Source organism: Burkholderia sp. BCC1988, from assembly GCF_905339895.1.
GTDB lineage: Bacteria > Pseudomonadota > Gammaproteobacteria > Burkholderiales > Burkholderiaceae > Burkholderia.
In genome coordinates, this window is the sequence record NZ_CAJPHA010000006.1 from 114,430 (window position 1) to 133,639 (window position 19,210).

The window sequence follows — 19,210 nt, forward strand, 5'->3', positions numbered from 1 at the left end:
CGACTTGCAACAATTTCGACAGGATGTTGCAGGTTTACCGCGCGATCGTGCACTGAAGCATAATGAATCCTCGTCAATCCAATACGCGCGAGCGACGTACCAGACCATCGTCATGAGCGAAAACACGCCTTCCCCGGCCGGTCTGCCCGGCACTTCTTCCGCTTCCACCGATTCCCCCCGTTCCGGTCCGGCGCCCACGCCGGAGGCGCCCGCCACGCAGGCTGCCGCTGCGCAGGTCGCCGCGGCGAATGGCGCAGCGCCGGTCGCGGCGGCGTCCGAGCCGGGCGCCGCGGGCACGACGGCCGCCGCCGAAGGCAGTGCAGCGCCGCCGAAACCCGGTGCAGCGCCGCCCGGTTTCGGCGCGCAGCCCGATTTCGACACGCCGCGCCCGCCGCCCGCGAGCGCGCAGAACGTGCCGCCGGCTTACCTGAAGCAAAGCGACACGCCGTGGTCGGTATTCGGCCGGATCATCGCGGCGCGCGCACGCCGGATGTTCGATCGCGCCGGCCAGCGGATCACGCAGCGCACGCTGCGCATCGGCGTGTCGGCGCGGATCTTCCATCCGGAGCCCGGCGCGAAGGGGCTGCGCGGCAAGACGCTGCAGTATCTCGAGGAATCGATCGCGCACTGGGTGATGTCGCGCGACGTGCTCGTGTTCATGATCCCGACCGTCGGTCACCAGGGCATGCTGCATCCGAGCAACATCCGCCTGCGCGACTACGCGAAGCATCTCGACGGCCTGCTGCTGCAAGGCGGCGCCGACGTGTCGCCGCAAACGTACGCGGCGTCGGACGCGCGCCCCGAATGGCCGGGCGATCGCGTGCGCGACATGTACGAGCTCGAGCTGTTTCACGAGTTCGTCGAGTCCGGCAAGCCGGTGCTCGGCGTGTGCCGCGGTTGCCAGCTGATCAACGTCGCGTTCGGCGGGTCGCTGTACCAGGACATCGCGACCGACGTACCGACCGCGAACGCGCACGTGAGCGAGCATTACGACCAGCATCGCCACGCGATCCGCTTCCCGGACTCGTCGACGCTGGCGAGCATGTTTCCCGGGCGCAGCGAAGCGATCGTGAACTCGATCCACCATCAGGCGATCCGCGATCTCGGCCGCGATCTCAATATCGAGGCCGTGTCGGCCGGCGACGGGATCATCGAAGGCATTCGCTACCGGCGCGCGCCGTTCGTCGTCGGCGTGCAATGGCACCCGGAGTTTCATCGCGCGGGCGGCGCCGAACTGCTCGACTGCACGCCGCTGCTCGATGCATTCCTGCGCGCGGCACGCGAAACGCGCCTGTAGCCGGCGTTTGCAGTACCGAGCAGGAAGGCCGGCCGCATCCCGTTAAATTCGAGATGCGGCCGTTTCGTTTTGAACGATAATCGCGACTCCCGATTCGTTCGCCGGAGTCTGACGTTGGCCTTCCGAGATTTTTCCCCTGCACGGTGCGCAACGTGGATCGTTGCGCTGGCCGCCTGCGTGCACGCGGGCGCGGCGTGGTCCGTCGACGCGACCGCGCCGGTCGCGGGCTCGCGCCCCGCGGTGACGAGCCTGCGCGGCGATGCCGCGCAGGCGGCTTCTCCTTCCGACGCGTCCGCCGCCTCCGCGACGGATGCGACCGCGCAAGGCAACGTCGCCGAGCTCACGCAGATGCTGCACGACGGGCGAATCGTCGAGATGCGCACCACCTACAACGGCAGCTACGGCGCGAGCCTGATGTTCGATCCGCGCGAGATGACGTATTACGTCGCGCTGTTCCAGGACAAGCATCTGTGGCGCGTGGTCAAGTCGCAGGAGAAGACCCGCGCGGAAATGGTGTACGCGAACTTCGTCCAGCAGACGACGCAACTCGCGGACGTCGAAATCCGCCGCACCGAACTGCAGGCGCAGAAGGCGTTTCTCGAACGCGTGATCGCGCTGCAGGCGAATCGTGCGCAGCAACTGCAGGCCGATCTGAGCGTCGCGCGCAGCCAGCAGGCCGAGGTCGCGCAGCGGCAGAAGTCGGCGCACGAACAGGCGCAGGCGCTGCAGGTCGAGAAGCGGGCGGCGCAGCTGCAGTTGCGCGAACTGCAGGAGCAGGTACGGCAACTCGAGCGGCAGGCCGAAACGGGGTTGCCCGCGCACAAGTGACGAGCGGCCGGCCCGACGGACCGGTCGACGAACGAAAACCCGGCGCAGCGTGCTTTGCCGGGTTTTTTATTGCCCGCGCGTCAGCGGGTGAGCGTGGTGGGTGTGTCGGTCAGGCGGCGGTGCGACAGGTGCGTCGTCCAGTCGAAACCGGCGGCGGGCGCAGCGGTTGTTCGAGCCGGGCGTTCGGCGTGCAGCGCGTTCGCCATCGCGATCAGCGTGAGCGGATCGTCGAGCGAAGCGTGCTGGTCGTGCCGGGTGTCCGGAACCGGCAGTGAACCGGCGCGACCAGGTGTTGGCATGCGCGATGCGACGTGCGCGATCGATGGGCGGCCGGCGAACCGCGGCGCGGAAGGCGGGTGGACTTGCGCGGCTGTGGCGTGCGTGCCGTTCGGTCGATTCGGCGACGGTGCCGCCGCGGTGGCGGCGCGTCGTACGTCCGGCGCGGCGTTGGCGTCGGCGAGTCGCGGCGACGGCGCGAGCGCAGCGTCGCGTGCGGGCTGCGACGATGTGATAGGTGTACTGGCAACGGCCCGCGCCGAGTGGTGCCGTGCCGGCGTGATGGCCGTGGCGGGCTCGGCCCCGGCGTTCCGCACTCGACCCGTGAATTCCGTCGCGTGCTCCGGCACGGCGCTGGCGATTTGCATGACCGGCGAACGCGCGACATCCGGAAACGGTTCGTGCGCGACGATCAGCCCGCCGATGATCGCGAGTGCGCCGATGCTCCAGCAGGCGGCATGCCGTGCCCGCCGGTCGTGTGCTCGATCAACGGCACGTGCGATGTGCCGATGCCGACCGGCGGCGCCGGCCGCAACGGCCGGTACGCCCGCTGACGACGGCTGTACGGCGGCCAGCGGTTGCCAGCGGCAGGTGCGATGCGGCGCGTCGACGTCGATGCACGAAGTCGTCAACGTTGCCACGCAGCGGATGTCGGAGCGGCTGCCGGACGCGGCGCCGAACCGCCATTCGCGGCCGAACGGCGGCACGCCGTCGAGCGGCGCGACGCGAGGGCGGGCGATTGAGCCTTCGACGGAAACGAGGGGCGATGGAATCATGAGGGCGGTACGCGGTGCGACGCGGGCCGCGTGGCCGGCCGCGGCGCGGAGTGCGTCGCAAATCGTGACATTGTGGTCAGGCGATCGCGATCGGTCGATCGGATCAATCTGATTTTGATGCGCCTTTCGCGGCGATTCGTACGAGCCGGACGCGGCGTCTGCAACGCCGGCCCGGTACAAGGCAATTGTCGGCTTCGCGTGGCATCATTCGCCAACCATGCCGGCATGCGCATCGTTGCGCGCGGCGCCGCCGGCTGCCAGCGATGCCCGTGTGCGCCGGCCCGGCGCGACGCGCATCGTCGGATCCCCACGGCGCGCAGGTCGCGCCTTCCGAGCCGAGAGAACTCCATGTCCACAGCCACACACGCCGTCGCGCAGGAATCGAAATTCCGTACCGTGTTCCGGGTCGTCAGCGGCAACTTCCTGGAAATGTACGACTTCATGGTCTACGGGTATTACGCGTCGGCCATCGCGAAAACGTACTTTCCGAGCGGCAACGCGTTCGCGTCGCTGATGCTGTCGCTGTCGGTGTTCGGCGCGGGCTTTCTGATGCGCCCGGTCGGCGCGATCGTGCTCGGCGCGTACATCGACCATCACGGCCGCCGCAAGGGGCTGATCCTGACCCTCGGGCTAATGGCGCTCGGCACGCTCACGGTGGCCTCGATACCGGGTTACGCGACGATCGGCGTGCTCGCGCCGGTGCTCGTGCTGCTCGGCCGGCTGCTGCAGGGCTTTTCCGCGGGCATCGAGCTCGGCGGCGTGTCCGTCTACCTGTCGGAGATCGCGACGAAGGGGCACAAGGGGTTCTATACGTCGTGGCAATCGGGCAGCCAGCAGGTGGCGGTCGTGTTCGCCGCGTTCGTCGGCGTGCTGCTGAACCGCGCGTTGCCGGCCGAGGACATGACCGCGTGGGGCTGGCGCATTCCGTTCCTGATCGGCTGCCTGATCGTTCCGTTCCTGTTCCTGATCCGCCGTTCGCTGAAGGAAACCGACGAATTCCTCGCGAAGCGTCACCGTCCGACGATGGGCGAGATCATGCGCTCGATGCTCGAAAACTGGGGCGTCGTGATCGCCGGCATGGGGATGGTGATCATGACGACGGTGTCGTTCTACATGATCACCGCATACACGCCGACGTTCGGCAAGGAAGTGCTGCACCTGTCGTCGCTCGACGCACTCGTCGTGACCGTCTGCGTCGGCCTGTCCAATCTCGTCTGGCTGCCGCTGTCCGGCGCGCTGTCGGATCGCATCGGCCGCCGCCCGGTGCTGATCGCGTTCACGGTGCTCACGCTGCTGTCGGCCTATCCGGCCGTGCTGTGGCTCGTGGCGGATCCGTCGTTCCTGCGGCTGCTCGCGGTCGAGCTGTGGCTGTCGTTCCTGTACGGCTCGTACAACGGCGCGATGGTCGTCGCGCTGACCGAAGTGATGCCGGCCGATGTGCGCACGGCCGGCTTCTCGCTCGCGTACAGCCTCGCGACGACGATCGGCGGGTTCACGCCGGCGATCTCGACGTTGCTGATCCACCAGACCGGCAACAAGGCGGCACCGGGGCTGTGGCTGAGCGTCGCCGCATTCTGCGGATTGATCGCGACGCTCGTGTTGTATCGCACGCGCGAAGCGCGCAACCAGTACAAGTCGGCCTGACGCCGCCTGTATCGCATCACGTCGACTGAAAAAAGGGAGCGCGCCGCGCTCCCTTTTTTGTCTGCGCTCGGGTATTCAGGCGTCGCGCAGCGCGGCGGCGACCGCCGCCGCCACGTCGAGCCATTGTCCCGGTGCGGACTGGCGGGCGAGCCTCGCTCGCGGATACCACGGACAGTCGTCGCCGGTGAACCAGCGCCAGTCGGGTGCGAACGGCAGCATGATCCACAGCGGCTTGCCGAGCGCGCCCGCGAGGTGCGCGACCGCCGTATCGATCGTGACGACGCCGTCGAGCCGTTCGATCAGCGCTGCCGTGTCGGCGAAGTCGTTCAGCCGCCCGTCGAGGCGATGCATGCGGGGATGCGCGTCGACGCGTGCCCGTTCGTCGTCGTCGAGCGCCGGCTGCAGCACGATCCAGTCGATGTCCGGCAGCGCGAGCAGCGGCGCGAGCGCGTCGAACGGCATCGAGCGGTTTTCCTGTGCCTGCCGGCGTCCCGTCCACGCAAGGCCGAACTTGCGCTTCGACTGGCCGCCCAGCGAGCCGCGAAAGCGCCGCTGCGTGCTGTCCGGCACGTCGAGGTAGCGTGTGCCCGCGACGATGTCGGCCGGCTGCAGGCCGAGCAGGAACGGCAGGCTCATCAGCGTGCATGCGATGTCCGCCGCCGGCGGCTTCGCGGCGCCCTGCGCGACGAGCGTCACGCGCCAGCGTGCCGCGGCCGGTGCGAGCAGCGCGACGAGTTCCGGCTGCACTTCGAGCACGACGCGCGCGCAGCGCGCGCGGGCGAGCGGCACGAAGCGGACGAACTGCAGCGTGTCGCCGAAGCCCTGTTCCGCGCGGATCAGCAGCGTGCGCGCGGCAATCGGCTCGCCTTGCCAGCGCGGCAGCGTGCCGAGCGGCGTCGCGCCCGGCGTGTCGTGGCGCGTTTCGTACGCGGGCAGGCCGCGGGCGAAGTCGCCCAGCGTCAGCAGCGTGACGGCGCGGTGCAGCTGCGCGAGTTTCAGGTCGGGGGCGACGCGCAGCGCCTGGTCGAACGCGCGCAGCGCCATCTCGTGCGCGCCGAGTGCGTGATGCGCGTTGCCGAGGTTCAACCACGCGAGACTGAACGACGGATCGAGACCGACCGCGCGTTCGTAGTAGGGCAGCGCTTCGCGCTGGCGTGCCTGCGCGCACAGCGCGTTCGCGAGCCCGAAGAGGGCGAGCGGAAACGGCGGGTGCAGCGCGAGCGCGGCTTCGAATGCGGCGGCGGCTTCGCCATGACGGCCGAGCGCCTCGAGCGTGTTGCCGAGATTGAAATGCGCGGCGACGAAGCGTGGCTGTGCGGCGATCGCCGCCTGGAAATGGGCGATCGCGTCGTCGGCCCGGCCCATCGCGTTCAGCGCCATCGCGAGATTGTTGTGCGCGCCGGCATGCCCGGGCCGCAGCTCGAGCGCTCGATGGAACGCGGCGAGCGCATCGTCGTGACGGCCGAGCGCATTCAGCGCGTTGCCGAGGTTGTTGTGGATCGATGCGTCGTCCGGTGTGAGCCGAAGTGCGCGGGCAAATGCGTCGACGGCATCTTCGTGGCGCTGCAGTGCCGCATAGGCGTTGCCGAGGTTGTAGTGCGCGAGCGGAAATTCGGGCGCGAGCGTCAGCGCGTTGCGAAAGCGGTCGATCGCTTCGTCGAGCCGGCCGAGCGCCTTCAGCGCGTTGCCGAGATTGAGCTGCAGCGCGGCGTCGTTCGGGCGCAACTCGACCGCACGCCCGACGAGATCGGCCGCCTCGGCATGCTGGCCCTGCTGATGCCGCAGCACGCCGAACAGATGCAGCGCGTCGGCGTCGGCGGGATGGGTGGCGAGTGCGGCGCGATAGCCGTGCTCGGCCTCGGCGAGGCGGCCCGCGCGGTGCGCGGCATACGCTCGGTCGAATGCGGATTCCATGACGCGAAAACTGACGGAAAGCGCGTATTTTCCCACACTGCGCGCGGGCACCCCAGATCGGCCGGTCGGCATATGGCCCCGTCACGCGGAGCGGCGTAGACTTGCACAATCGCGTGTCATCGAGGTTCTCATGGCTGACACACTGCTCGATATCCCGCCCGTGCTGATCGTCGGCGCAGGCCCCACCGGCCTTGCCGCAGCGATGAGTCTCGCGCGCGCCCGCGTGCCGGTGCGCATCATCGACCGGCTGGCCGTGCCCGCGCCGTATTCGCGCGCGATCGGCATCCAGGCACGCACGCTCGAACTGCTGGAGCAGCATCGCGCGGTCGAACCGTTTCTCGCGCTGGGGCATCGCGCCCATGCGGCCGCGCTGCATGCGGACGGCCGCGTGATCGCGCGGCTCGATTTCGATCCGCTGCAAACGCGTTATCCGTATCTGCTGTTTCTCGACCAGAGCATCACCGAGCGGCTGCTCGCCGAGCATCTGGCCGGGTTCGGCGTGACCGTCGAACGCGGCGTCACGCTCACCGCATGCGATGCGGGCGGACCGTCGCTCGACGTGACGATCCGCGATGCCGACGGTCGTGAACAGGCGTTCGCGCCCTCGTACCTGATCGCCGCCGACGGCGCGCACAGCACGGTGCGCCACCTGCTTGGCCTGGGCTTCGCCGGGCATGCGTTCGAGCAGACTTTCCTGCTCGCCGATTTCGCGGCGATACCCGACTGGCCGGACGAGGAGATCCATCTGTTCACGACGCCCGACGGCATCGCGGGGCTGTTTCCGATGGGCGGCGGCCGCTACCGGCTCGTTGCCGACCGGCCGCCCGGCAGCGACGCATCGCCCGACGGACTCACGCCCTCGACCCCGTCGCTCGACGAATGCGAGGCGATCGTGCGCGCGCGCGTCGGTGCGTCGATTGCGCCGAGCGATCTCGCGTGGTCGACGTATTTCCGCCTGCATAGCCGGATGGTCGAGCGACTGCGTCACGGGCGGGTATTCTTCGCGGGCGACGCCGCGCACGTTCACAGCCCGGCGGGCGCGCAGGGCATGAACACGGGCATCCAGGAAGCGTTCAATCTCGGCTGGAAGCTCGCGCGCGTGCTCGGCGCGGGCACGCCGGAGCGCCTGCTCGACACGTATCACGCCGAGCGCCACCCGATCGAGCGTGATGTATTGCGGCAGACCGGCCTCGTCACGCAGATCGTCGAAGCCGACCACGGCGCGATGAAGCTGCTGCGCGATCATGTCGTGCCGCTGCTGGCGTCGTTCGGGCCGGTGCGCGACGCGGTGCGCCGCACCGTCAGCGAGCTCGGCGTGCAATACCGGAAAAGCCCGCTCACGCTCGAACGCGTGCTCGACGGCGGGCCGCGCGCCGGCGAGCGCGCGCCTGACGCGCTCGTGCACGTGGTCGACGGGCCGCTCGGCCGGGCGCCCGGAACCGCGCGGCTATACGACCTGCACGACCCGGCGAGCTTTACGCTGCTGCTGCTCGAGGAACCGGCAGGTGCCGACGCCGGCGAGACGGGCGACGTGCCGCCGATGCCCGCGGATGCGCAGGCGCTTGTGCAGGGGCTGGAGCGGATCATGCCGGGCGCCGTGCGAACATGGCGCGTAGCCGATGCCGAAAGCGACGGCACGGATGGGCTTGCGCAGGTATACGGCCGCTCGAGGCCGTCGTTCTACCTGCTGCGGCCCGACGGCTACATCGCGGTGCGCGGCCGTACCGCCACCGACGCGAACGCGCTGCTGCGCCACTGCGAAAGCTGGTTCGCGGGCATGTCGGTGCCTGCGTAGCGGGGCGCTCAGGCGGAGGCCGCGGCCGGTACGAGCGATGCACGGTGCGCGGCGATCGCGTCGCGCACGATCGGCGCCGCGCGTTGTCCGGCCTCGCTCGACGGATCGTCGAGCGCGGCGAGCAATGCACGACGCATCCGCGGTTCCCAGAAGCGCCGGATATGCTCGGCGATCCCGCTCAGCGCTTCTTCGCGATCGGGCATCGATTCGAAGAACGCGCCGATCTGGTTGGCCATGTCGACCAGGTGTCCGTTGTCCATCGCGTCCTCACTTGCCCGTCGTCACGGCGGCCGGCGTGGCGGCGCGGCGCTCGAGCAGGTCGAGCTGCTCCGAGTTGAAGCGCGCATACGCGCGCTGCCAGTCCGACGGCTGCGCGACCGGCATCACCTGCACGGCCGTCACCTTGTATTCCGGGCAGTTCGTCGCCCAGTCGGAGCTGTCCGTCGTGATCACGTTCGCGCCCGATTCGGGGAAGTGGAACGTCGTGTACACGACACCCGGCTGCATGCGGTCGGACACGAGCGCGCGCAACACGGTCTGGCCCGCCCGCGATTCGATACCGACCCAGTCGCCGGTCCGGATTCCGCGATCCTCCGCGTCGTGCGGATGGATCTCGAGACGGTCCTCTTCGTGCCACTGCACGTTCTCGGTCCGGCGCGTCTGCGCGCCGACGTTGTATTGCGACAGGATGCGACCCGTGGTCAGGATCAGCGGATAGCGCTGCGTGACCTTTTCCGGCGTCGGAATGAACTGCGTGATCACGAACCGGCCCTTGCCGCGCACGAATGCGTCGATGTGCATCGTCGGCGTGCCGTCCGGCGCCTGCTCGTTGCACGGCCACTGGATGCTGCCGAGCGCATCGAGCTTCTCGTACGACACACCGGAGAAGGTCGGCGTGAGCCGCGCGATCTCGTCCATGATTTCCGACGGATGCGTGTAGTGCATGTCGTAGCCGAGCGCCCGCGACAGCAGCAGCGTCACTTCCCAGTCCGCGTAGCCCGCGAGCGGCGGCATCACCTTGCGCACGCGCGAGATGCGGCGCTCCGCGTTCGTGAACGTGCCGTCCTTCTCGAGGAACGTCGAGCCCGGCAGCAGCACGTGCGCGTATTTCGCGGTTTCGTTCAGGAAGATGTCCTGCACGACGATGCATTCCATCGACGACAGCGCGGCCGCGACGTGCTGCGTGTTCGGGTCCGACTGGACGATGTCCTCGCCCTGGCAGTAGAGGCCCTTGAAGCTGCCGTCGAGCGCCGCGTCGAACATGTTCGGGATGCGCAGCCCCGGTTCCGGCTGCAGCGTGGCCGACCATGCCTGTTCGAACTGCGTGCGTACGACTTCGTCGCTGATGTGCCGGTAGCCGGGCAGTTCATGCGGGAACGAGCCCATGTCGCACGAACCCTGCACGTTGTTCTGGCCGCGCAGCGGATTGACGCCGACGCCTTCGCGGCCGATGTTGCCGGTCGCCATCGCGAGGTTCGCGATGCCCATCACCGTCGTCGAGCCTTGCGCGTGTTCGGTCACGCCGAGGCCGTAGTAGATCGCGGCGTTGCCGCCCGTCGCATAGAGACGCGCGGCTTCGCGCACCAGCGCGGCCGGCACGCCCGTTACGTCGGCGGTCGCTTCGGGCGAGTTCTCGGCGCGCGATACGAAGTCGCGCCATTGCTCGAACGCGCGCGTGTCGCAGCGCTCGGCGACGAATGCGTCGGCGACGAGCCCTTCGGTGACGATCACGTGCGCGAGCGCGTTGACGATCGCGACGTTGGTGCCCGGGCGCAACTGCAGGTGGTGCGTGGCCTTCACGTGCGGGCCGTCGACCACGTCGATGCGGCGCGGGTCGATCACGATCAGCTTCGCGCCCTCGCGGATGCGCCGCTTCATGCGCGAGCCGAACACCGGGTGCCCGTCGGTCGGGTTCGCGCCCATCACGACGATCACGTCGGCCTGGCTTACCGACGCGAAGGTCTGCGTGCCGGCCGATTCGCCGAGCGTCGTCTTCAGGCCATAGCCGGTCGGCGAGTGGCACACGCGTGCGCAGGTGTCGACGTTGTTGTTGCCGAACGCGGCGCGAACGAGCTTCTGCACGAGGTAGGTTTCCTCGTTCGTGCAGCGCGACGACGTGATGCCGCCGATCGAATCGCGGCCGTACTTCTGCTGCAGCTTGCGGAACTGCGTCGCCGCATAGGTGAGCGCCTCTTCCCAGCTGACTTCGCGCCACGGGTCGGTGATCTTCTCGCGGATCATCGGCTTCGTGATGCGGTCCTTGTGCGTCGCGTAGCCCCACGCGAAGCGGCCCTTCACGCACGCGTGGCCTTCGTTCGCGAGGCCGTTCTTGTGCGGCGTCATGCGCACGACCTGCGTGCCCTTCATCTCGGCCTTGAACGAGCAGCCGACGCCGCAGTACGCGCAGGTCGTGACGACCGAATGCTCGGCCTGGCCGAGCTGGACGACGGTCTTTTCCTGCAAGGTGGCCGTCGGGCACGCGGCGACGCACGCGCCGCACGATACGCATTCCGATGCCATGAACGATTCGCTTTCGCCGGCGGCGACGCGCGATTCGAAACCGCGTGCGGCGATCGTCAGCGCGAACGTGCCTTGCGTTTCCTCGCATGCCCGCACGCAGCGGTTGCAGACGATGCACTTCGACGGATCGTACGTGAAGTACGGATTCGATTCGTCCTTCTGGTCGCGCAGGTGATTGGCGCAGTCGTTGCCGTAGCGCACTTCGCGCAAGCCCACCACGCCCGCCATGTCCTGCAGTTCGCAGTCGCCGTTGGCGGGGCAGGTGAGGCAGTCGAGCGGATGGTCGGAGATGTACAGCTCCATCACGTTGCGGCGCAGCGACTGCAGCCGGTCCGACTGCGTACGCACCTTCATCCCGGCTTCGGCGGGCGTCGTGCACGATGCCGGATAGCCGCGCCGGCCTTCGATTTCGACCAGGCACAGACGGCACGAGCCGAACGGTTCGAGCGAATCGGTCGCGCAGAGCTTGGGCACGTTGACGCCGGCTTCGATCGCGGCGCGCATTACCGACGTGCCGGCCGGCACCGTGACCGGCTGACCGTCGATTTCGAGCGTGACGTCGGTATCGGCATGCCGTTGCGGCGTGCCGTAGTCGGTTTCGTCGAACGGATCGCGCACGCGCGCCTCAGCGGCGCTCTTGCACGCGCATTGGCCCGAGCCGCAGCCGCCTTGGCGGACGTTGTTCGTGTCGAGGGACATGCATGGCTCCTTCTGGGTCAGGCCGCAGCCTTGACCGGACCCGACGCGGCTTGCTTGCCGGCGGCGAGCCCGAAATCTTCGGGGAAATGGTCGAGCGCGGACAGCACCGGATACGGCGTCATCCCGCCCATCGCGCACAGCGAGCCGGCGAGCATCGTGTCGCACAGGTCGCGCAGCAGCGTGACCTGACGCTCCGACGTGTCGCCTTCGCGAATCCGCGCGATCGTCTCGACGCCGCGCGTCGAGCCGATCCGGCAGGGCGTGCACTTGCCGCACGATTCGATCGCGCAGAACTTCATCGCGTATTCGGCGAGCTCCGCGAGATTCGACGTGTCGTCGTGCAGCACGATGCCGCCGTGGCCGACCACCGCGCCGATCGCCGCGTACGCCTCGTAGTCGAGCGGCACGTCCCACTGGTGTTCGGGCAGGTAGGTGCCGAGCGGGCCGCCGACCTGGGCGGCGCGCGCGGGCCGGCCGCTGGCCGTGCCGCCGCCGTAGTCGAACAGCAGCTCGCGCAGCGTGACGCCGAACGCGAGCTCGACGAGGCCGCCGTGACGGATGTTGCCCGCGAGCTGGAACGGCAGCGTGCCGCGCGAGCGGCCCATCCCGTAGTCGCGATAGAACGCGGCGCCGCGCGCGAAGATCACCGGCGCGGTCGCGAGCGTGATCACGTTGTTGATCACGGTCGGCTGGCCGAACAGGCCGGCGAGCGCCGGCAGCGGCGGCTTCGCGCGCACGACGCCGCGCTTGCCTTCGAGCGATTCGAGCAGCGCCGTTTCCTCGCCGCACACGTACGAACCGGCGCCCTTCGCGACGTGCAGGTCGAACGCATGCGCGGAGCCGAGCACGCGTTCGCCGAGCCAGCCGGCTTCGCGAGCGCGCTCGATCGCCGCTTCGAGTGCCGCGATCGCATGCGGGTATTCGCTGCGCACGTAGATGTAGCCGAGTGTCGCGCCCGTCGCGATGCCCGCGATGATCATCCCTTCGATCAGGCAGTACGGATCGCATTCCATGAGCAGGCGATCGGAGAACGTGCCCGAATCGCCTTCGTCCGCGTTGCAGACGATGTACTTTTGTGCGGCGCGCGCCTGCCGGACCGTGCGCCACTTGATGCCGGCCGGGAAGGCCGCGCCGCCGCGGCCGCGCAGTCCCGATTCGATCAGCTGCTCGCACGCGGCGTCGCCGTCGAGTGCGAGCGCGTTCTTCAGGCCGGCGAGGCCGTCATGCTTCAGGTAGTCGTCGATCGACAGCGGATCGGTCAGGCCGATGCGCGCGAACGTGAGGCGCTGCTGGCGCGCGAGATAGGGCAGCGCGTCGACGAGGCCGACGCCGCTCGGGTGCGTGCCGCCGTCGAGCCAGTTTGCGTCGAACAGGGCGGGCACATCGGCCGCCGACAGGTTCGCGTAGCCGACGCGCCCGGCGGCCGTGCCGACCTCGACGAGCGGCTCGAGCCACAGCAGCCCGCGCGAACCGTTGCGGATCAGTTCGATCGCGACGCCGCGCCGCTCGGCTTCCGCGACGATCGCGGCGGCGAGGGCGTCGGCGCCGAGCGCCAGCGCGGACGAATCGCGCGGAACGTAGATGCGGGTCGTCATGCGGCCTCCGGGGTGTGGGCGGCCGCGTCGGCGAGCAGGGCGTCGAACTTCTCCGGCGTGACCTTTGCGTGCAGCACGCCGTTGACCGTCATCGACGGCGATTGTGCGCACAGCCCGAGGCAGTAGACCGACTCGAGCGCGACGTCTCCCGGCGCGTGCGCGTCGGCGCCATCGCCGTGCGCGGCGTCGAACCGGCAACCCGTGCGCGCTTCCGCGTGTGCGGCCAGCGCTTCGCAGCCCATGCTGCGGCACGCCTCGGCGCGGCACATCTGGATCGTCACGCGCGCGGGCGGCGCGGTGCGGAAGTGGTGATAGTAGGTGAGCACGCCGTGCACTTCGGCACGCGACAGATTCAGCGCCTTCGCGAGCGGCGCGACGCAGCCTGCCGGTACGTAGCCGGCCTCGTCCTGGATCGCATGCAGGATCGCGACGAGCGAGCGGCCGGCGCGCGCATGACGCTCGACGAGCGCGTCGGGCGCGGGGGAATTCGGGGACATCGTTGTGCTCCTCCAAAGTCTCATATGTGCCCTTGATTCATATAGTGCACACCGGGACTTCGTCCTGATTGATTTTGAGCAACGATAAGCGGAAGATTTCGCAGTCGCAATAGGAAATCGGAGTGCATAATTGATTCGAATCGAATGCGACGCGTATCTGACCGTACGCGACACGCAGGGCCGCACGGCGAGCCTGTCGGATGTCGCCCCGTTGCTGGACCTCGTGGCCGATACGGGCAGCATTGCACAGGCCGCGCAGGCGAAAGGGCTGTCGTATCGGCACGCGTGGGGCATGCTGCGGGCGCTGGAGGCGTGCGTCGGCGGCGAGTTGATCGAGACCGCGCGCGGCAAGGGATCGACATTGTCCGAGCTGGGGCAGGCGGTCGTCGACGCGCAGCGGCTCGCGCGCAGCCGTCTCGACGGGAACCTGCGCGCGCTGGCGGCCGAGGTGGCGAGCGACCTGAACCGGCGGCTCGCACAGCGCGACGGCGCCGTGCGCATCCATGCGTCGCACGGCTATGCGGTTGCGGCGCTCGTTTCCGCGCTCGTCGATGCGCAGGCCGCCGTCGACATCAAGTATCGCGAGAGCGTCGAGGCCGTGCAGGCGCTCGCGCGCGGCGAATGCGAGCTGGCCGGCTTCCATCTGCCGCGCGGCGCGTTCCGCGAACGGTGCGCGCAGATCTACCGGCCGTGGCTCGACGACACGCGTCACGTGCTGATTCATCTGACGCGTCGCCAGCAGGGGCTGTTCGTGCCGCGCGGCAACCCGAAGCAGGTCGGCGGGCTCGCCGATCTCGCCCGCCACGACATCCGCTTCGTCAATCGGCAGCCGGGGTCGGGCACGCGCATGCTGCTCGATCTCGCGTTGCGCGCGATCGGTATCGATCCCGAGCGTATCGACGGTTATGCGTCGGCCGAGCTCACGCACTCGGCGATCGCCGCGTTCGTCGCGAGCGGGATGGCCGATCTCGGCTTCGGCGTCGAGCCGGCCGCCCGTCATTTCGGGCTCGATTTCATCCCGGTCGTCGACGAGGACTACTACTTCGCGTGCGAACGCGCGCAGCTCGACTCGCGACCGCTCGCAGGCGTGCTCGCCTTGCTGCGCGATGCACGTTTCGTCGAGCGCGTCGCGCATCTCGACGGCTACGATCCGGCGGCGTGCGGGACGCTGGCCGGTGTCGCGGAGGGCTTCGCCGGTACGGCCGCGGCCGGTGCGCCGGACGGCAACGCACGGTAACGGGAATGCACGCGAGCCGCGCTGCAGCAGCGAGGGATTTGCGCTACGCTTGCCGCTTGATCAACGTTCCAACAAGCACGCCGTTCAGGCGTCATCCCGCCATGAAACTTTCCGTTCCCTTCGCCGCGGCAGCGTTGACCGCAGGGCTTCTCGTCGCTGTTTCGCCGTTTGCGCTTGCGCAGAATTCCCCGGGCGTGCCTGGCGGCATCCTGAGCGAACAGTTCCGCCTGAACGAGCATCCGCAGATGCCGTTCGCGGCGTCTGCGCCGTCGCAGAAATATCAGAGCGGCAAGAAGTCGGCATTGCGCCGCAAGGGCGATATGGGGGATCCGAACGGCTGCAACCTGAAGTGCCCGCTGGACACTCAATAAACCAACGCAGGCGCGCGGGTCGTCGACGCGTCTGTCCGGCCGCGCCGATGCCGCGCGGTTCTTTTCGAGCCCCGCAGGGCATGCTGCCTTGCGGGGCTCGTGCTTTATGGCCGGTCGCAGTCCAGTGCGATCGTGCGATGCCGGATCGGGCGCCTGTCGGGATTTTAGGGTTAACCCGCAATCCAGGAAGGATGTCTTCCTGAAACCTGCCTTATTCTTAAGCATCCGCCTACATAAACTTCGGTTTGTCAGCGATGAACGGGTGTTCACCGCTAAATCAGACAAATCTGGAGGTAGGTCATCATGAAGTCGCTCGTTCAAGCCGTTGTCGTTGCTGCCGCTCTCGTTGCTCCGGTCGTTTCGTTTGCACAGTCCGGCTCGGCACTCACCCGCGCACAGGTTCGCGCCGAACTGGTTCAGCTCCAGCAGGCCGGTTACAACACCGCCCGCGGCGAAGATCCGCACTATCCGGAAGCGATCCAGGCCGCAACCGCGCGTGTTGCAGAGCAGCAGCGCAGCGCGTTGGCCCAGGCGCAAGGCGTCGACGCCAGCGGTTACGGCGCGCAGGGGCAGGGCGCATCGGCAGCGGGCTCGCGTGCGATCGGCGTGCGTCCGGCCAGCGCGGAAGAAATGAAGTCGCTGTATCGCGGCAGCTAAGCTGCGCATTGCCCGGCGGGGCCGCGCCGCCGGTGCGACGATGCGTCGCGTCCGGTCGCGGTGCCGGGCAGGTGCCGTCCACTGCGCTTAAGCACAGCGCGGACGGTGCCGAACCTCCGTCACCTCCTGTCGCCGGCGTATCGGTGGCATTCCGCCTGGCCGGCCCGGGCCGGGCGCTTTTTCGGAGGGCGCGGGAGGTGGGGCGCACCGGCAACAAAAAACCCCGCAGACTTGCGTCGTGCGGGGTTCGTGCGTCAAGCGCGGAATTTGGTGGAGGCGGCGGGAATCGAACCCGCGTCCAGAAGCGCTCCACGACTAGTTCTACATGTTTAGTTCAGTCTTTTGATTTAACCGCAGCGACGCGGACGAACACGCTGCACTACGGCGATTCGCTAGGTTTTCGACCCTGGCGTCGCGACGCCGACAGGGCTTAACTGACGTAAATGACCTCTGGCGGTATTGCTACCGGTCTTGCGACACTAGCCCGTCAGTGAACTAGGCAGAGGACGGCGGCCGTTAGGCTGCCAGTGCGAACGTATCGTCGTTTGCAGTTACGATTTTCCCATTGATTAACGAGGTGACGGGTCCTCGACATGCCCTAGCCGCTTCACAACCCCTGTCGAAACCAGGTCGCCCCCGCGGATAAGATCAAACATTATAGCCCAACATCGCGCAGCAGTTCGCGCAGTTCCTGCGTCGAGCCGACGAGATGCTGCGCCTGCCAGTCGGCCGGCGCGGCACCGTCGCCGCAGTAGCCATAGGCAGCCGCGACGGTTGCCATCCCTGCCGCGCTGCCGGCCTGGATGTCGCGAAGGTCATCGCCGACATAGACGATGCGCTCGGGCGCGAGCGTCATCTGTCCGGCCGCGTGCAGCAGCGGGGCCGGATGCGGTTTCGAGTGCGGCGTTGTGTCGCCCCCGACGATGCAGGCCGCGCGCGGCGCAAGGCCGAGCAGGTCGGCGAGCGGCGCGGTGAGGCGCATCGCCTTGTTCGTGACGATGCCCCAGCGCACGCCGCGCGCATCGAGTTCGTCGAGCACGTCGCCGATGCCGGGGAACAGCACGGTGTGCACGCAGATGTCCGTCGCGTAATTGGTCAGGAACTCGTCGCGCATCGCTTCGTAGCCGGCCGATTGCGGGTCGATGCCGAATGCGCCGCCAAGCAGGCCGCGCGCACCGGCCGATGCCAGCGGCCGCAGCACGTCGAGCGATGTTTCGGGCAGGCCGCGCACGCGCTGCATCTTGTTGACGGCGGCGGCGAGATCGGGCGCCGTGTCGGCGAGCGTGCCGTCGAGGTCGAACAGCACGGCATCGCAGTGCAGCAGGCGCGGCTCGTCGAGTGCGGGCCGCCCGGTCGAAAGGGGAGTCGTCATGCCGGTCGGAAGGTCACGCGCCGCGGCGGCACGCGACGAGATAGTTGATGTCGGTATCGTTCGACAGCGCGAAGCGCTTGCCGATCGGGTGATAGGTGATGCCCTTGATCTCCACGATATGCAGATCGGTCCCGCGCACGAAACTCGCCAGTTCCGACGGGCGGATGAAGCGCGCGTAGTCGTGGGTGCCCTTCGGCAGCATCTGCGCGATGTACTCCGCACCGATCACTGCGAACAGGTAGGACTTCAGGTTGCGGTTCAGCGTGGAGAAGAACACCCAGCCGCCCGGCTTCACGAGCGTCGCGCACGCGGCGACGACGCCGGCCGGCGACGGGACGTGCTCGAGCATTTCCATGCACGTGACGACGTCGTAGGTGCCCGGCTCGCGTTCGGCAATCGCTTCGGCGGCGATCGCCTCGTAATCGACCGTGATGCCGCTTTCGAGGCTGTGCAGGTCGGCCACGCCGAGCGCTTCGGTCGACAGGTCGATGCCTTTCACCTGCGCGCCGAGTCCGGCCATCGATTCGGACAGGATGCCGCCGCCGCAGCCGATATCGAGCGCGCGCTTGCCGGCGAGGTGCGCATGCGAATCGATCCAGCCGAGCCGGACCGGGTTCAGGTCGTGCAGGGGCTTGAATTCGGCATTCGGATCCCACCACCGATGGGCGAGGTCGCTGAATTTCTGGAGTTCGTGCGGATCGGCGTTGGTCATGTCGGCAAACGGGCTACGGAAGGAGGGCGATGCGTCGGTACGTCAGCCCCGAGTATATAAGGGGGCGCACAACGAGGCCAGCGAGCGCCTGGGCGGGCGTCAAAGAAAAAGCCCCGCCGGAGCGGGGCTTTGAAGCAGTCGAAAACCGCGGCTTACTGTGCCGGAACGGTCGTCTTCTGGACTTCTTGCGTACCGACCACTTCGACTTCCACGCGGCGGTCCGGTGCGAGGCAGGCGATCAGTTGCTTGCGGTTCTTCTGGTTGCAGCCCGTCGTGACCGGGTTGCGCTTGCCCTTGCCTTCCGTGTAGATCTTGTTGGCCGGGACACCCTTGCTGACCAGGTACGACTTGACGGCTTGCGCACGGCGCAGCGACAGGCGGTCGTTGTACTTGTCCGAACCGATGCGGTCCGTGTAGCCCGTAGCGACGACCACTTCCGTGTTCATGCCCTGGATCTTCGAAGCCAGTTCGTCCAGCTTTTGCTTGCCCAGCGGCTTGAGCGTTGCCTTGTCGAAGTCGAACAGTGCGTCGGCTTGATACGTGATCTTCTGGCTCGTGATTGCCGGAGCGACCGGAGCGACCGGTGCCGGTGCCGGTGCCTGGGCGACCAGTGCGCCATCGCACTTCGCGTTGGCGGTGGCCGGCGTCCAGAACGCGTCACGCCAGCAGAGCTCGTTCGTGCCGTTCATCCACACCCATTCGCCCGTGCCGTTCACCCAGTTGTCGTTGACGGCTTGACGCGACGCCGGCACCGACTGTGCCGAAGCGGATGCAGCCATAACTGCGGTAGCTGCAATGAACGCGAGCTTTGAAAGTTTATTCATATTTCTCCTCTCGAAATTGAGATTACCGCAGGTTTACTGCGAGCCTGTTGACGGTGACAAGTCATACATTGCTCGAAGTATAACATTGGTGCGGCACAAAAAACGCGGCACCGCTCTGTGTAGACTTCGAGCAGCGTCTAACTTTCAGTGCGTTGGCATTTTGCCATATCGTTCCCTTCCTACGAAAAAAAATCCT

At 67.9% G+C, this 19,210-nt stretch carries 16 protein-coding genes and 1 other RNA gene; 7 read left to right on the forward strand and 10 right to left on the reverse strand.

Going from position 1 to position 19,210, the window contains the following annotated elements; all coding sequences use genetic code 11:
- The first annotated feature begins 112 nt into the window (after nucleotides 1–112).
- Both U4012_RS10515 and U4012_RS10520 read left to right on the forward strand, forming a co-directional pair.
- Nucleotides 113–1,297, forward strand: coding sequence for a gamma-glutamyl-gamma-aminobutyrate hydrolase family protein (locus U4012_RS10515; protein WP_044849226.1), 1,185 nt, complete (start codon nucleotides 113–115; stop codon nucleotides 1,295–1,297).
- A gap of 114 nt (nucleotides 1,298–1,411) precedes the next feature.
- Nucleotides 1,412–2,125 carry a DUF2968 domain-containing protein gene (locus U4012_RS10520; protein WP_321798301.1) on the forward strand — a complete coding sequence of 238 codons (714 nt, stop codon included), beginning with the start codon at nucleotides 1,412–1,414 and terminating at the stop codon, nucleotides 2,123–2,125.
- 80 nt (nucleotides 2,126–2,205) lie between these two features.
- On the opposite strand, the gene U4012_RS10525 is transcribed toward U4012_RS10520, so the two are convergent.
- Nucleotides 2,206–3,357 (reverse strand): hypothetical protein, encoded by a 1,152-nt coding sequence (locus U4012_RS10525; protein WP_321798303.1) that lies wholly within the window; start codon nucleotides 3,355–3,357, stop codon nucleotides 2,206–2,208.
- A gap of 168 nt (nucleotides 3,358–3,525) precedes the next feature.
- On the opposite strand from U4012_RS10525, the gene U4012_RS10530 reads away from it, so the two are divergent.
- The gene (locus tag U4012_RS10530) at nucleotides 3,526–4,821 is read left to right on the forward strand and encodes an MFS transporter (RefSeq protein ID WP_321798305.1); all 1,296 of its coding nucleotides are present in this window, start codon (nucleotides 3,526–3,528) and stop codon (nucleotides 4,819–4,821) included.
- A 75-nt stretch (nucleotides 4,822–4,896) separates the two neighbouring features.
- Here the strand turns inward: U4012_RS10530 and U4012_RS10535 are convergent, their stop codons facing one another.
- Entirely contained in the window at nucleotides 4,897–6,735 is a 1,839-nt protein-coding gene (locus U4012_RS10535) for a tetratricopeptide repeat protein (protein ID WP_415750370.1), read from the reverse strand.
- Between the two features lie 130 nt (nucleotides 6,736–6,865).
- On the opposite strand from U4012_RS10535, the gene U4012_RS10540 reads away from it, so the two are divergent.
- Entirely contained in the window at nucleotides 6,866–8,530 is a 1,665-nt protein-coding gene (locus U4012_RS10540) for an FAD-dependent monooxygenase (RefSeq protein ID WP_044844852.1), read from the forward strand.
- A gap of 8 nt (nucleotides 8,531–8,538) precedes the next feature.
- On the opposite strand, the gene U4012_RS10545 is transcribed toward U4012_RS10540, so the two are convergent.
- Genes U4012_RS10545 through U4012_RS10560 form a run of 4 tightly spaced genes read right to left on the reverse strand, consistent with a single transcriptional unit; the run spans nucleotide 8,539 to nucleotide 13,841 of the window.
- Nucleotides 8,539–8,790, reverse strand: a complete 252-nt coding sequence (locus tag U4012_RS10545; protein WP_124487818.1) for a formate dehydrogenase subunit delta — start codon at nucleotides 8,788–8,790, stop codon at nucleotides 8,539–8,541.
- A gap of 7 nt (nucleotides 8,791–8,797) precedes the next feature.
- Nucleotides 8,798–11,749: a formate dehydrogenase subunit alpha gene (gene fdhF / locus U4012_RS10550; RefSeq protein ID WP_321798311.1), complete on the reverse strand. Its 2,952-nt coding sequence runs from the start codon at nucleotides 11,747–11,749 to the stop codon at nucleotides 8,798–8,800.
- 17 nt (nucleotides 11,750–11,766) lie between these two features.
- A complete protein-coding gene (locus U4012_RS10555; RefSeq protein ID WP_321798313.1) occupies nucleotides 11,767–13,344 on the reverse strand; it encodes a formate dehydrogenase beta subunit in 1,578 nt (525 codons plus the stop codon).
- The gene (locus tag U4012_RS10560; protein WP_044844848.1) at nucleotides 13,341–13,841 is read right to left on the reverse strand and encodes an NAD(P)H-dependent oxidoreductase subunit E; all 501 of its coding nucleotides are present in this window, start codon (nucleotides 13,839–13,841) and stop codon (nucleotides 13,341–13,343) included. Before U4012_RS10560 ends, U4012_RS10555 begins: the two co-directional genes overlap by 4 nt.
- 130 nt (nucleotides 13,842–13,971) lie before the next feature.
- Here U4012_RS10560 and U4012_RS10565 point away from each other — a divergent pair, with 130 nt between their 5' ends.
- The 3 genes from U4012_RS10565 (at nucleotide 13,972) to U4012_RS10575 (ending at nucleotide 16,106) form a co-directional block, all read left to right on the forward strand.
- Nucleotides 13,972–15,078 carry a substrate-binding domain-containing protein gene (locus tag U4012_RS10565; protein ID WP_321798315.1) on the forward strand — a complete coding sequence of 369 codons (1,107 nt, stop codon included), beginning with the start codon at nucleotides 13,972–13,974 and terminating at the stop codon, nucleotides 15,076–15,078.
- 101 nt (nucleotides 15,079–15,179) lie between these two features.
- Nucleotides 15,180–15,449 (forward strand): hypothetical protein, encoded by a 270-nt coding sequence (locus tag U4012_RS10570; protein ID WP_044844846.1) that lies wholly within the window; start codon nucleotides 15,180–15,182, stop codon nucleotides 15,447–15,449.
- Nucleotides 15,450–15,752: 303 nt separating this feature from the next.
- Nucleotides 15,753–16,106 (forward strand): DUF4148 domain-containing protein, encoded by a 354-nt coding sequence (locus U4012_RS10575; protein ID WP_321798318.1) that lies wholly within the window; start codon nucleotides 15,753–15,755, stop codon nucleotides 16,104–16,106.
- A gap of 268 nt (nucleotides 16,107–16,374) precedes the next feature.
- Here the strand turns inward: U4012_RS10575 and ssrA are convergent.
- From ssrA to ompA, 4 genes are all read right to left on the reverse strand, one after another.
- Nucleotides 16,375–16,744: a transfer-messenger RNA gene (ssrA, locus tag U4012_RS10580) on the reverse strand.
- 17 nt (nucleotides 16,745–16,761) lie between these two features.
- A complete protein-coding gene (gene gph / locus U4012_RS10585) occupies nucleotides 16,762–17,478 on the reverse strand; it encodes a phosphoglycolate phosphatase (RefSeq protein WP_044844844.1) in 717 nt (238 codons plus the stop codon).
- A gap of 13 nt (nucleotides 17,479–17,491) precedes the next feature.
- Complete coding sequence (gene ubiG, locus U4012_RS10590) at nucleotides 17,492–18,190, reverse strand: bifunctional 2-polyprenyl-6-hydroxyphenol methylase/3-demethylubiquinol 3-O-methyltransferase UbiG (protein ID WP_044844843.1); 699 nt, start codon at nucleotides 18,188–18,190, stop codon at nucleotides 17,492–17,494.
- A 152-nt stretch (nucleotides 18,191–18,342) separates the two neighbouring features.
- Entirely contained in the window at nucleotides 18,343–19,014 is a 672-nt protein-coding gene (gene ompA, locus U4012_RS10595) for an outer membrane protein OmpA (protein ID WP_044844842.1), read from the reverse strand.
- Nucleotides 19,015–19,210 lie beyond the last annotated feature (196 nt).

What these genes read in the sequence shown, in the direction of transcription:
- U4012_RS10545 (WP_124487818.1), bottom strand. Translation starts at nt 8,790, where the DNA reads ATGGACAACGGACACCTGGTCGACATGGCCAACCAGATCGGCGCGTTC.
- U4012_RS10530 (WP_321798305.1), top strand. Translation starts at nt 3,526, where the DNA reads ATGTCCACAGCCACACACGCCGTCGCGCAGGAATCGAAATTCCGTACC.
- U4012_RS10515 (WP_044849226.1), top strand. Translation starts at nt 113, where the DNA reads ATGAGCGAAAACACGCCTTCCCCGGCCGGTCTGCCCGGCACTTCTTCC.
- U4012_RS10535 (WP_415750370.1), bottom strand. Translation starts at nt 6,735, where the DNA reads ATGGAATCCGCATTCGACCGAGCGTATGCCGCGCACCGCGCGGGCCGC.
- gph (WP_044844844.1), bottom strand. Translation starts at nt 17,478, where the DNA reads ATGACGACTCCCCTTTCGACCGGGCGGCCCGCACTCGACGAGCCGCGC.
- fdhF (WP_321798311.1), bottom strand. Translation starts at nt 11,749, where the DNA reads ATGTCCCTCGACACGAACAACGTCCGCCAAGGCGGCTGCGGCTCGGGC.
- ompA (WP_044844842.1), bottom strand. Translation starts at nt 19,014, where the DNA reads ATGAATAAACTTTCAAAGCTCGCGTTCATTGCAGCTACCGCAGTTATG.
- ubiG (WP_044844843.1), bottom strand. Translation starts at nt 18,190, where the DNA reads ATGACCAACGCCGATCCGCACGAACTCCAGAAATTCAGCGACCTCGCC.
- U4012_RS10575 (WP_321798318.1), top strand. Translation starts at nt 15,753, where the DNA reads ATGAAGTCGCTCGTTCAAGCCGTTGTCGTTGCTGCCGCTCTCGTTGCT.
- U4012_RS10555 (WP_321798313.1), bottom strand. Translation starts at nt 13,344, where the DNA reads ATGACGACCCGCATCTACGTTCCGCGCGATTCGTCCGCGCTGGCGCTC.
- U4012_RS10540 (WP_044844852.1), top strand. Translation starts at nt 6,866, where the DNA reads ATGGCTGACACACTGCTCGATATCCCGCCCGTGCTGATCGTCGGCGCA.
- U4012_RS10570 (WP_044844846.1), top strand. Translation starts at nt 15,180, where the DNA reads ATGAAACTTTCCGTTCCCTTCGCCGCGGCAGCGTTGACCGCAGGGCTT.
- U4012_RS10560 (WP_044844848.1), bottom strand. Translation starts at nt 13,841, where the DNA reads ATGTCCCCGAATTCCCCCGCGCCCGACGCGCTCGTCGAGCGTCATGCG.